We start from the raw sequence: 13,554 nt of genomic DNA on the forward strand, positions 1-13,554 counted from the left end.
AACTAATCTGCAAAAAAGACGGCACTGCCAAACCTAAAACTGTAAAAGCTACTGTAAAACATTACGTTTACAAAAAACAAACCCAATTTGTTGAAACTATCGGCATGGCGATCGCATTACTATTCGCTCCTGTTGCCTGTTTTTATTTCATTGCTCCCAAATCACGTCTCCACGAGAGAAGCAAACAGTACTGTTTAGTAATACCAGATATAACTGATTTAGCATTATATGCACGACAAAGACAAAAGCTGAACAATTGGGATTACCAAATGTTTTATGCTTCTGGCTACAGCGACGCTGGTTTTCGCTTACTTACCCAACTGGCTACCTCTCGTATCATTCAACAAAATAACTTAAAACGCTCTCAAGTAATCACCTTTGGGCAAACTCCGTGGACAGGATTTCAGAAAATTCGTAAGGGCGTTGAATTTATCGAACTAACAGGCAAAGAACCTGTACCCAATACAAATCAAGAGATAGACGAGTCTTTATTAAAATTGCGAGACAGCGCGGTGGGCGGTTTCACCGACATAAAGCGACTGTCGAGCTTGCGATCGCAAGCTGTGGATGAAGCGACTAAAAATATTCTGGCAGCAGACAAAGAATATAACGATCGCATTAATCCCATACTATCTCAACAATTAGACCGCTTAGAACAGCTTAGATGGGAACATAATTGACAGCTTGAACTTCAGTTCAAGAATACCAGCGCAATTACAGAAAGCGAAAAGCAGAAAGAGCAAAATCGCATCAAGCGTGTTTTCGATGACTATTACTCCTGGGTAGAGGAAAGCACCATTACCGAGAAAGCACCTTATATCAAGATCGTTGCCGTTTTAAGAGGCGATCCTTTTTGAGACGCGGAGATGGGGAGACGCGGTGATTTTAGAGATAATTGGGAGATATTAAAAATGGCTGTTTTAAATGGAATTATTAACGAAAATGAATTTTATTCACACCATTATCTTGATACTATTTTACAGAACGATCTAAAAGATATTGTTAAACGCTGGAATGAACTAGCAGAGGAGACAGGAGATAAGTCGCCACCAAAAGCGATCGCATCTTTGAAGGTTGATTATTTTAAAACTCGCAGTCAAATTAGCCAAGAAAAAGATATTAAGGAGCGTTTATTGCTTCAGAGGCAATGGTTTAGTAAGTTTTTCTCCGTACTGGGTTATGAGTTTGAACCGACTGAGAAGGTTTTAGATGATGATGAGATAATTCCCGTAGTTGCGGAAGTCAATAAGAGTAACGGACAGCCTTTATTGTGGATTATTGAAGCTATTGCCGATACTGAAGAAGCGGCTGATGTTCTTTCTTTAGGCTTAAACGAAGCACAGTTCAATCTAGATCATTCAACTACCGATACCAACCAATCATTGCGTTCCCCTGTTTCCGCGTCTCCGCATCTTCCTAATCCCGAACTACTAAACATCGACTTCGAGGATTTAATTTCTGACTATATATTTGCTCAAGACGATCCGCCTCGTTGGATTATTCTAGCTGGTATTCACCAAGTAGTTTTATTAGATCGCTTTAATTCGATCACTGCTCTACTTGTACTTTTAGCGCACGATTCATCTCCTCAAACCCTTCTCTTGTTTGCTTGTCTAAGCTGTTCCAGAGAAAAGGTACAAGCAGACCAGAAAAAAGTTCACGTTGTACAAATCTAGTTCGATTCTCTCCAATCGGTTCAATTTGGAATTGATGCTCTCCGTCAAAAATACCTGGTAGCAGTAATCGCCCAGTCCAACGAAGTTCACGTCCTGGATGCAGTGCTAGAATTACTGGACGAAAAGTCATCCCCTTCCCACCAGATGGTTGCATAAACACTTCCAACGTCTCACCCTGCCTTGCTTCTCCATTGATAGAGCGGATGAAGGGGTTCCATTGATTGTAGCGGCTAAAGTCGATTAACACCTTCTAAACAGTTTCTGCTGGTGCATCAATCTCAATATTGGTATTAATTTCTCGTACCATACTCACCTCCCGATAGACTGAAAAATACCTACCTATTCTACTAAACTGCGCTTGTAAGCTGCATGAACCGATCTCTTTTCAAGCTTTTCGGCTACGACAAACCGCTTTAATAGGCTGCCTCTGCCTGAGTCTAGAACGGCATAACTATTTATTATACAGAAACTTTCTGTATATCTACTCTATATAGAATGATATCAAGAAAAAGTCTGAATATCATTCTGTAGAAAAACTGCTTGAATAGGCTAGTGATGTCAAAAGAATAGAAATCAAGGCGTGAGACTGTTTATTTTGATTTCTAAAATTACTTTTTATTAGATTGTATTTGCCAATTACTTAACCAACATTTCGACCGATAGGCGTTTAAAGGTTAATCTTTCCCCTTTTACATCGACAAAAATAGTGTCGCCAAGATTGTACTCTCCTCGTAAAATAGAAAGAGCGATCGCCGTTTCTAAATAGCGGGAAATAGCGCGTTTTAGAAGTCTGACTCAGTAATATTTGGAGTCAGATAACGCCTGAATTAAGCCCGCGGGTTCGGCTTGAATGAATTGTTAGGCGGCATCCTGATTTGCCAGAAACTAGGGCGACTCAGGGAAATAAGGAATTTCTTGGCTAAGACACACCCATGGCTGTGAGCGTGAAGTCCAGATGTCCAGCATGGGTTTGAACCAAGAATGGTCGTCCAAGGTTGGGAAGCGGATGGACATGAATTCTGGGACTGCTTCGCCGCGCGTGAAAAGTGGAGTTCCACAATCAGCGCAAAAGCTACGAGATGTAGCGCCGCCAGTATTGCCACGAACGACATGCGTCTTGGGAGTGCCAGTAATTTCTGTAGCCGAAACTGGGACGACTATGCCTGACGCGAACGGGGCGCCGCTCGAACGCTGGCAGTCTTGGCAGTGACAGTTGAGCATTGCGACAGGCTCTTGCTTGCACTCATAGCGAATGGCTCCGCATGCGCAACCGCCAGTAAAAGGTGCCGTCATATCTGGGTTCCTCCCTTGCCGATTAACTATTTATTATCCAGAAACTTTCTGTATATTTACTCTATATAGAATGATATCAAGAAAAAGTCTGGATATCATTCTGTAGAAAAACTGCTTAAATAGGCTAGTAATGTCAAAAGAATAAAAATCAAGGCGTGAGACTGTTTACCTTGATTTCTAAAATTGCTTTTTATTAAATTAAAGTATTTGCCAATTACTTAGCCAGCATTTCAACTGATAGACGTTTAAAGGTTAATCTTTCCCCTTCTACATCGACAAAAATAGTGTCACCAGGATTGTATTCTCCCCGCAAAATAGATTTAGCGATCGCCGTTTCTAAATAGCGAGAAATAGCGCGTTTTAGAGGTCTGGCACCGTATACGGGGTCGTAACCCAACTCTGCTAGGTAATCTAAAGCAGCATCGGCGATTTTCAAAGACAGCTTTTGTTCTTCTAGACGGCTTTCTAAACCTTCGACCTGTATTTGAACAATATTACGTAACTGTTCTTTAACTAAGGCATGGAAGATGATAATTTCGTCAATCCGATTGAGAAATTCAGGACGGAAACTATCCCGCATGGCATTCATTACTCGCGATCGCATTTCTTCATACTGACTATCATCCCCTGCTACATCTAGGATGTACTGGGAACCAATATTACTGGTCATGATAATAATCGTACTGGTAAAATCTACGGTACGTCCCTGAGAATCTGTTAATCTGCCGTCATCTAAAACTTGCAGCATGATGTTAAAGACATCAGGATGAGCTTTTTCGATTTCGTCAAACAGAATTACAGAATAAGGACGACGACGAATTGCCTCGGTTAACTGTCCACCTTCGTCATAACCTACATATCCTGGAGGCGCACCAACCAAACGAGATACCGAATGTTTCTCCATATACTCAGACATATCAATGCGAACTAAAGCCTCTTCTGTATCAAACAGACTTTTAGCCAAAGCCTTGGCTAGTTCGGTTTTACCTACTCCAGTCGGACCAAGGAAAATAAAGCTAGCAGTAGGACGCTGAGGATCGGCTAATCCAGCGCGAGAACGTTGAATAGAATCGGCAACCGCGCTTACAGCTTCTTCTTGACCAATTACTCGTTCATGGAGTTCAGCCTCTAGGTTAAGCAGCTTAGATTTTTCTGATTCAATCAGTTTTTTGAGGGGTATACCTGTCCACTTAGCAATAATTTCAGCGATGTCAGACTCTAATACTTCCTCCCGTAGCAGGGAATTACCACTAGTTTGTCTCTCAGCTAGCTTCTGTTCAATTTCGACAACTTGTTCTTGGAGTTTGGGTAATTTACCATGACGTAGTTCAGCAGCACGATTGAGATCGTAAGCTCTTTCTGATTGCTCAATTTCCAAATTGACGGCGTTGATCTCTTCTTTGAGAGCGCGGATTTGGTCAATGACTTCTTTTTCTGACTGCCATTGAGCGTTGATCTCTGACTGTTCTTCTTTAAGATCGGCTAGTTCTCTTTCTAGCTTCTGCAATCTTTCTTTAGATATGGGATTATCTTCTTTCTCTAAAGACAGTCTTTCCATTTCCAATTGCAGAATCTTACGGTCAACTTCGTCTAACTCTTCAGGCTTGGAGGTGATTTCCATCTTCAGTTTTGCCCCCGCCTCGTCTACTAGGTCGATCGCCTTATCGGGTAAAAAGCGATCGCTAATATAGCGATTAGACAAACTAGCAGCAGCAACTAACGCCGTATCGGCAATTGTTACCCCGTGGTGTCCTTCATAGCGTTCTTTAAGTCCGCGCAAAATAGAAATAGTATCGATTACGTTGGGTTCATCTACCAATACGGACTGAAAACGTCTTTCTAAAGCTGCGTCTTTCTCAATGTATTTGCGATATTCATCTAGGGTAGTTGCCCCAATACAGCGCAATTCGCCTCTAGCTAACATAGGCTTGAGTATGTTGCCCGCATCCATTGACCCTTGTGCTGCACCTGCACCCACAACGGTATGGATTTCATCGATAAATAAAACAATGTTGCCTTGAGATTCGGTAACTTCTTTAAGAACAGCTTTGAGACGTTCTTCAAACTCGCCTCTTAGCTTGGCACCAGCGATTAACGCACCCATGTCTAGAGCCACAACAGTGCGATCGCGCAAAGATTCAGGCACATCTCGATTGATAATTCTTTGTGCCAGTCCTTCGACAATGGCGGTTTTACCAACTCCAGGCTCACCAATCAATACAGGGTTGTTTTTAGTACGGCGAGATAGTATCTGAATGGTACGGCGAATTTCTTCATCACGACCAATTACAGGATCTAATTTACCTTCTCTGGCAAGTTGAGTTAGTTCCCGCCCATACTTTTCTAGCGCATCATATTTTCCTTCGGGATTTTGATCCGTCACTTTTTGCTTTCCACGCACCTGTTTAATAATTTCCTTGAGTTGTTTTTCGGTTAAACCAACTTCTTGTAGTAGTTTACGTCCAAAACGATCGTCTTGAGCAAAGCCTAAAACTAAATGTTCAATGGAAATGTAATCGTCATTAAATTCAGTACGATATTTTTCCGCCCGATCTAATAGGCTATCTAAACTGTATCCTAAAAAAACGCTACTGTTAGAATTACTGACTTTTGGCTGGCTATTAATAAACTGGTCAACTTTATTACGCAATAGCTGCACGCTGACATTAGCCTTGTTGAAAATACTGCTGGCTAATCCTTCTTCTTCGATTAAAGATTTAAACAGGTGTTCTGTTTCTACCTGTTGCTGTTGACTTTGTTTAGCGATGTCCTGAACATTGGCGATCGCTTGCCAGGCTTTGGCAGTAAATTTTTGCGGGTTGTTTGGTTGCATATTTTTCTTGCTTAACTAAGGGATAAAAACTTTGATCTAATAATTTGATTTAATAATTTAAAAATATATGCCTAATCTGTGACTATATCTAGGAGAGATTGGGCTTAAAAGTTCGTTGTCTATAGGTAGATTAAGATTTAGAAACTTTATTCTTTGATTTAATGTAATTGTAGCGATAACAAAAGCACGTAGTTAGGTAGGATACCCCAACCGCTCAATTCTGGTTTTCCCAGTTTTAAAAGCCATAAAAACGAGTCGCACAACGCCACAAATTGAAATTGACATTAAGATTTGTTGCTCAAAAACTCGATCTATTACCCTGACAAAGGCAAGCTGAAACCATCTTCAGCCAAAGAATGTGGCGATAATTATATTCTGAATTTTTGAGCATAGTGGCTAGTCGCACTCTCTCCCCTAATTCTGAGACAATCAGAACTAATATTTAAACGCCATTTTCTATCCAAATATCTAAACCCATTCCGTTAATGTAATTTAGGAGAAAATACATAATGAAGTTAGCTTACTGGATGTATGCTGGTCCAGCACACATCGGCACTTTACGCATTGCTAGTTCTTTTAAAAATGTTCACGCTATTATGCACGCTCCTTTGGGAGATGATTATTTCAACGTCATGCGATCGATGCTTGAAAGAGAGCGTAACTTTACACCCGTTACCGCTAGCATTGTAGATAGAAATGTTTTGGCAAGGGGTTCACAAGAAAAAGTAGTAGATAATATTACTCGCAAGGATCGAGAAGAACGTCCAGATCTAATTGTGCTTACACCTACCTGCACCTCTAGTATTTTGCAGGAAGACTTACAAAACTTTGTTAGTCGTGCCTCAATGGATACTAAAGGGGACGTGATGCTGGCTGATGTAAATCACTATCGTTACAATGAGTTACAGGCAGCCGATCGCACTCTGCATCAGGTAGTTAAGTTTTATCTAGAAAAAGCACGCAAAAAAGAGGAATTACCCACAGCTAAAACTGAAAAGCCCTCAGTAAATATTATTGGTATTTCTACTTTAGGTTTCCATAACCAGCATGATTGTACTGAGTTAAAACGTCTGATGGCGGATTTGGGAATTGAGGTAAACGAAGTTATTCCTGATGGTGCTTCGGTACACAACCTTAAGAATTTACCCCGTGCCTGGTTTAATCTTGTTCCCTATCGTGAATTGGGCATGATGACGGCGGAATACTTAGAGTCTGAGTTTTCTATGCCTTGTGTAGACATTGCGCCAATGGGTGTAGTCGAAACTGCGCGCTGTATTCGCAAAATTCAACAGGTAGTTAATGCCCAGGGTGCAGAAGTAGATTACGAGGGGTATATCAACAACCAAACTCTCTATGTATCTCAAGCAGCTTGGTTTTCTCGCTCAATTGACTGTCAAAACCTGACAGGTAAAAAAGCGGTGGTGTTCGGCGATAATACCCATGCAGCAGCCATGACTAAGATTCTGGCAAGAGAGATGGGGATTAAGGTTGTTTTGGCTGGTACTTACTGTAAGTATGACGAGGACTGGTTTAGAGAACAGGTAAGCGAATACTGTGATGAAGTTTTAATTAGTGATGACAATGGCGCAATTGGCGATGCGATCGCGCGTCACGAACCTTCAGCTATCTTTGGGACACAGATGGAACGCCATGTAGGTAAACGTTTAGACATTCCCTGTGGTGTAATTGCGGCACCAATTCACATTCAGAATTTTCCCATTGGCTACAAGCCATTTATGGGTTACGAAGGAACTAATCAAATTGCTGACTTGGTTTATAACTCCTTCACTTTGGGGATGGAAGATCACCTCTTAGAAATCTTTGGCGGACACGATACCAAAGAAGTTATCACCAAAGGTATTTCGGCTGATTCAGATTTAAACTGGGATAAAGAAGCCAAGGTAGAACTAGGTAAAATTCCTGGTTTTGTACGCGGAAAAGTCAAACGCAATACCGAAAAGTTTGCCCGCGATCGCAATTTGTCAGAAATTACCTTAGAAGTTATGTATGCTGCTAAAGAATCTGTGGGCGCATAGGCAGTTATGGGAAAGAAATTAATTTGCTGTTAATTTAAAAGATTGTAGGCTAAACCTAAATATAATTTGTTTCGCCTACAATTTGAAAAGCTGACGGCTAATCTCTGAAAGCCGAAAGCTTATCAAAAATCTTGACAAAATTAAAATAACTCAAGACAATTAGAGATTGGGCATTCAATACCTGCTCGGATCGGGTTTTTAAATAAACGCCAAGTTAGAAACTAGGTATTCCGATTGAAGTTTCAGTCGGCTTTAGTTTGACATGGCTACCCTTACGGCAATATCACAATAGATAATTATGACTTACGCAATTGTTGAAATCGGCGGTACACAAATTCAGGTTGAACCTGGTCGTTTTTACGATATCAATTTACTAGATGCCGATCCTGAATCTAGCTACACCATAGACAAAGTTTTATTGGTAAACAACGACAACGAAGTTACTGTTGGTCGTCCTTTGGTTGAAGGTGCTACCGTAGAAGGTACTGTAATGCGTCATAGACGAGGCAAAAAAGTCATTGTCTATAAAATGCAGCCTAAAAAGAAAACTCGCAAAAAGCGCGGTCATCGTCAAGAATTAACTCGCTTGATGATTGATTCTATTAGTTTAAATGGTTCGGCTATTGCCAAAGCAGAAGCATCAGAAGCTGAAGCTACTACGACAGAAGTACCAGAAGTAGAAGCAGCTACGGCAGAGTAAACAGGCATTAATTTATTAGCAAAATTCACAAAGGAAGATAAAATGGCTCATAAGAAAGGAACGGGTAGTACTCGTAATGGTCGCGATTCTAATTCTAAACGTCTCGGCGTTAAGCGTTATGGCGGTCAAGAAGTTACAGCAGGAAGCATTATAGTTCGCCAAAGAGGAACTAAATTTCACCCTGGTAATAATGTAGGACGCGGTAAAGATGATACTTTGTATTCTTTAGTCCACGGCGTTGTCAAATTTGAATTTAGAAAAAGAGGACAAAAAAAGGTCAGCGTTTACCCTGATGCTGAAGTTGCAGCATAAATAAATTGCTTTGATCTAACTAATTTTTAAATAAACAGCACTCATTTATATGAGTGTTTTTTTTATGGAGTTAAACTAGAATCAATCATTAAAAATAAGTTTCAGAGTTCTGTCTAATGTACCAACCAGAAGATAATTTTGATCGAGATCTGCCTAAAAACTCTAACTCTAATAAAAATATAGATAATATAGATGCCAATTTATCACCCAAAAACGTTGCAGTTCGCAAAAAACAGTTAGAGAAAATTTTTATTAAATTGATTGCTGTTGGTCTTGCATTGGGAGCAGTTTTAGGGGTAGGTACATATTTTCTACTAAACAAGCTGGGTTTGACAAAAAAACCTTACCAAATAGAACAGGAAAAGCAAGAAAATAAATCAGATAGCTATAACGAAATACAATATTTTCCTCACACGCCAAAGTCTTTTTCTTTTAAAAAATAGAATGGCTATATTCAAGCTCTCAAATATTTGATTAATTTTGCTGTAACTTGATGCAAGAACTTGAGTGATATACAGCTTTAAGTCATCGCAGTTAAGAAAAGGGGATAATGTCATAATACTGTGACACGAGCTTTTTTTTTCAGATATCGATCCCAATAAATGTCATGCTTTCATAACACAAAAACAACTAAGGTCTAATAAAATCGTTAGTCATTTAGTTTTTGCTGGTTCTATCTTGATCCCCTGACTTAATTTGTTGTTATAACATATTCAAGTGGTTAAGACCTTTCCCACCCACGTACAAATAAATAAAAATATTAAGTAGACGAAAATTAAGGTTGAAAGACGACTGAAGTACTAGTTGACTTTTCTAGCTTCTCTGTCTTAAATATGGCTGCTAGCAGCTAAACACCGTCTAACTAATTGGAGGCTGTAAGTCAATGGCGAAAGAACGACCACCATTAGAAGAAATGACCTTGAGGCAGCTTAGAAAAGTTGCCAGCGAATATAAAATATCCCGTTACAGCAGAATGCGTAAAGCACAACTGCTAACTTCTATCAAAGAAGCAATTAATAAAAAAGAACCAGAAAAACTTTCTCAAAATCCATCAGCCAACCAGGAGGAACAACAAGTGAAAGCTACGAAATTTGAAGTCGGTCAAGAAGATAATTTAAGGGAAAGCCTTGCTTCTGTCGATCAAGATTTAGGAGAGCTTCCTGACGGTTATGGAGACAGCCGTATTGTGTTGATGCCTCGGGATCCGCAGTGGGCTTATGCTTACTGGGACGTTCCTAATCTTCACAAGGAAGAGTTACGTCGCCAAGGCGGGCAACAGCTAGCGTTGCGTATCTATGATGTGACAGATATTGATATCAACAGTCAAGCACCCCATAGCGTACAGGAATATCTCTGTGATGAGATGGCAAGAGAATGGTATTTGCCTATTCCCGTAAGCGATCGCGATTATGTTGCTGACATCGGCTATCGCTGTGCTGATGGTCGCTGGCTGGTATTAGCTAGCTCTGCTTCGGTAAGTATTCCTCCCGTCTATCCTTCTGATTGGATTGAGGATGCTTTTGTTACCGTAGACTGGCAGGATGATATCAAAGGTAAGACTCTTTATGAGCTTGTGCCTCCTGCTAAAAAGCAGACCGCGAGTACAACAAATACAAATATGAACGCTCCCGAAGGCGATCGCCTTTATAACGCTGTATTCGGAATGACTCAATCCACCGAGTCTATGCAGATGACAGGTTCTTTGTTTGGTTCAATGCAGCAGACCCCTGAATCAGCGGTTAGCTCCTATGTATTCCCTTCTGGTGCAGGAATGTGGGCTTTACCAACTACTTCTGGACAAAATATGTCTGGTGCGGGTTTCTCTGGGGATATTGCTGCCCGTCCTCGTCAATTTTGGCTAGTGGCTGATGCCGAACTTATTGTTTATGGTGCAACAGAGCCTAATGCTACGGTAACTATTGGCGATCGCCAAATTAAACTTAACCCTGATGGTACTTTCCGTTTCCAGATGTCTTTCCAAGATGGTGTAATTGACTATCCTATCAAGGCAGTAGCGGTTGATGGTGAGCAAACTCGTTCAATTCACATGAACTTTGAACGTGAAACTCCTTCTCGCAATACCAATACTAAAGCCGAAGCGGTTGAAGAATGGTTTGCTTAAATATTAACCTAAGTTCGGGTTAAGCAGATTGGGGTAAAAGCCAATCAAGTGTGAGGGCAGGTTTACTGAAGAAAGTTATTATTTTCAGCTTACTACCTGTCCTTTTTTTGCTCCCTAACTCAGGCTCGGTTAGCTTTTGACCTTTTTGAGCTACAAAGATATTGAGCAAGTTTATAGCCTGGATCAAACTGACATTGACTCTTCAACTAAATGGCAATTGGTCGGCTACGCGTAGCATAATCGCCTTGAGATGATTCACTAGATGTCTCATCAATTAGAGAATCTTTTAGTTTTACTGTTGTTAAACTCACCGCACAGGCTTTTAGTTCTGGTTGAAGAGAAATAGGACAGGATTGGGGGTGGGTTAGTGAGTTTGCTTCGCCGTTGTCTGTCCACAAGGCGCCCCAGTGCATCGGCACAAAAACCGTACCAGGAATGATCGCCTTAGTGATTCTAGCAGCAAAACGCCCTACACCACGGCGCGATCGCACTTCTACCATAGTTGCCTCTTCAATATCTAATTTGGCAGCATCTTTGGGGTGAATTTCTACAAAGGGCTGGGGTTGCTTTTTCATGATTTTGTCAATGCGCCCAGTACGAGTCATGGTGTGCCAGTGTTCATATAAGCGACCGATGGTTAGCACAAAAGGATAGTCTGGATCGATAGGTTCAGCTAGTCCCTTAGAATGGAAAGCAGCAAATTTTGCCCGTCCATCAGCCGTATTAAATCTGCCGTCGGTGTAGAGTCTTTTTGCTACTGTAGTTTCTTCTTTGCTGTGAAACAGATTAGAAAGCAAACCTTTTTTAGCTTCACTCTCTTCAGTAACATTTCCTTGAGTGTTACAGGTCAAGGAAACGGCTAATAGATCATCTTGTCTTGCTGCTTCTAAAGGACAGGGCCATTGAATTGCTCCCTGTTGGCGTAATCGTCCATGACTTAAACCAGTCATTTCACAGGAGCGATTTTTGGTTAGCTGGACAAATTCTTGATATACCTGGGCAGAATTAGCAAAATTAAACTCTTTGGTAAAACCCAGACGGCGACCAACCTCGGCAAATATTTCCCAATCTGCCTTGGCTTCTCCTGGGGGATCGCGAAACTGAGGACAAAGTGTGACAACTCTCTCCGAATTAGTCATTGTCCCAGTTTTTTCTCCCCACTGTGCTGCGGGCAAGACTACGTGGGCAAAACTGGCGGTTTCTAGGGGATAGTAAGCATCCTGGACGATAGTAAAAGGCGATCGCAACAGGGCTTTTTTGGTTCTGACCAGATCGGGCATACTCACCGCAGGGTTGGTAGCTGCTACCCAAAATACTCCCACATCTCCTGTTTCCAAACCTGTAATCATGCTCCAGGTATCTCTACCAGGGATAGGCTTAATACTGCCAGGAGGTAACTGCCAAACTTGTTCTACCTCTGCCCGATGCTGGGGATTTTTGACTACTCGATAACCAGGAAGGATATGGGATAAGCCACCTGCTTCTCTTCCACCCATAGCGTTGGGCTGACCTGTCAGGGAAAAAGGACCTGCCCCTGGTTTGCCGATATTACCCGTCATTAGGTGCAGATTAATAATTGTGCGAACTTTTGCTGTTCCTTCTGAGGACTGATTTACTCCCATCGACCACATAGAAAGCACGTTGTCTGATTCTGCCCAATAGCGAGCAGCTTCTTCTAAATGATCGATGCGAATACCACAGCGACGAGCGACTAATTCTGGAGGATATTGTTGGATGACCTGGACATAATTACTAAAGCCTTGAGTACATTCATCAATGAAATAAGTATCAAGTTCGCCCCAACGGAGTAGAAGATGAGCAATGCCGTTGAGCAAATCCATATCTGTTCCTGGCTGGATAGCTAAATGGAGATCTGCATCCTTTGCCGTTTTCGTCTCGCGGGGATCGACAACGATCATTTTGACCTTGCGATTTTTCTTGTGGTGTAACCGCAAACGATTATAAATAATAGGATGACATTCGGCGGTGTTAGTGCCAATTAGAAAAGCACAGTCAGTTAGTTCTAAATCATCGTAACAAGAAGGTGGTCCATCTGAACCAAAGCTTTGCATATATCCTGCTACGGCTGAGGACATACAGAGACGAGAATTAGCATCAAAGTTATTTGTACCAAGACAGCCTTTAAGTAATTTTTGAGCAATATAATAATCTTCGGTTTGAAACTGCCCTGAACCATACATACAGATGGACTCAGCCCCCTGAGTGTCTATTACTTCCTTAATTCGAGACACAATACGGTTTAAAGCGACATCCCAGCTAACGCGATGAAATTCTTGATCTAATGAATCTCGCATCATGGGATATTTGAGACGATCTTTATCTAAAGATTCAGCAATAGTGCCACCTTTTATACATACTTTACCTTTACTGGAGGGGTGAGCGCGATCGCCTCTGACTCGCCACAACGGGTTTCCTTGGCTGTCTCTGTTGGTAGCTTTCCCTGATTGTGCAGGAGGTAAAACTTCTAAACCACAGCCAACTCCACAGTAGGGACACAAGGTTTTAATCGGTTCGCTCACTTTGCTTTTCTCCAGGTTGAATATCGTCAAATATTTATGCTT

10 protein-coding genes are annotated in these 13,554 nt (G+C 41.3%); 6 read left to right on the forward strand and 4 right to left on the reverse strand.

Annotated elements, in window-relative coordinates:
• Positions 1-5: 5 nt before the first annotated feature.
• Positions 6-680, forward strand: a complete 675-nt coding sequence (cas8a1, locus tag SLP02_RS12770; RefSeq protein WP_319423678.1) for a type I-MYXAN CRISPR-associated Cas8a1/Cmx1 — start codon at positions 6-8, stop codon at positions 678-680.
• Positions 681-1,548: 868 nt separating this feature from the next.
• Here the strand turns inward: cas8a1 and SLP02_RS26665 are convergent.
• The 3 genes from SLP02_RS26665 to clpB form a co-directional block, all read right to left on the reverse strand.
• Positions 1,549-1,923: an SRPBCC family protein gene (locus SLP02_RS26665; protein WP_413467182.1), complete on the reverse strand. Its 375-nt coding sequence runs from the start codon at positions 1,921-1,923 to the stop codon at positions 1,549-1,551.
• A gap of 638 nt (positions 1,924-2,561) precedes the next feature.
• The gene (locus SLP02_RS26670) at positions 2,562-2,969 is read right to left on the reverse strand and encodes a GFA family protein (protein ID WP_413467183.1); all 408 of its coding nucleotides are present in this window, start codon (positions 2,967-2,969) and stop codon (positions 2,562-2,564) included.
• Positions 2,970-3,183: 214 nt separating this feature from the next.
• A complete protein-coding gene (clpB, locus tag SLP02_RS12780) occupies positions 3,184-5,802 on the reverse strand; it encodes an ATP-dependent chaperone ClpB (RefSeq protein ID WP_319421039.1) in 2,619 nt (872 codons plus the stop codon).
• Positions 5,803-6,311: 509 nt separating this feature from the next.
• Between clpB and bchB the strand changes: the two genes are divergently transcribed.
• The 5 genes from bchB to SLP02_RS12805 all read left to right on the forward strand — a co-directional run bounded on the left by bchB (position 6,312) and on the right by SLP02_RS12805 (position 10,972).
• Positions 6,312-7,838: a ferredoxin:protochlorophyllide reductase (ATP-dependent) subunit B gene (gene bchB, locus SLP02_RS12785; protein ID WP_319421040.1), complete on the forward strand. Its 1,527-nt coding sequence runs from the start codon at positions 6,312-6,314 to the stop codon at positions 7,836-7,838.
• A gap of 298 nt (positions 7,839-8,136) precedes the next feature.
• Entirely contained in the window at positions 8,137-8,538 is a 402-nt protein-coding gene (gene rplU, locus SLP02_RS12790; protein WP_319421041.1) for a 50S ribosomal protein L21, read from the forward strand.
• Positions 8,539-8,580: 42 nt separating this feature from the next.
• The gene (gene rpmA / locus SLP02_RS12795; protein WP_319421042.1) at positions 8,581-8,850 is read left to right on the forward strand and encodes a 50S ribosomal protein L27; all 270 of its coding nucleotides are present in this window, start codon (positions 8,581-8,583) and stop codon (positions 8,848-8,850) included.
• A 116-nt stretch (positions 8,851-8,966) separates the two neighbouring features.
• Complete coding sequence (locus SLP02_RS12800) at positions 8,967-9,293, forward strand: hypothetical protein (protein WP_319421043.1); 327 nt, start codon at positions 8,967-8,969, stop codon at positions 9,291-9,293.
• A 440-nt stretch (positions 9,294-9,733) separates the two neighbouring features.
• Positions 9,734-10,972: a DUF4912 domain-containing protein gene (locus SLP02_RS12805; protein WP_319421044.1), complete on the forward strand. Its 1,239-nt coding sequence runs from the start codon at positions 9,734-9,736 to the stop codon at positions 10,970-10,972.
• 206 nt (positions 10,973-11,178) lie between these two features.
• On the opposite strand, the gene SLP02_RS12810 is transcribed toward SLP02_RS12805, so the two are convergent.
• Positions 11,179-13,512, reverse strand: a complete 2,334-nt coding sequence (locus tag SLP02_RS12810) for a molybdopterin oxidoreductase family protein (protein ID WP_319421045.1) — start codon at positions 13,510-13,512, stop codon at positions 11,179-11,181.
• Positions 13,513-13,554: the final 42 nt, after the last annotated feature.

The sequence above is a fragment of the Pleurocapsa sp. FMAR1 genome, assembly GCF_963665995.1.
Taxonomy (GTDB): Bacteria; Cyanobacteriota; Cyanobacteriia; order Cyanobacteriales; family Xenococcaceae; genus Waterburya.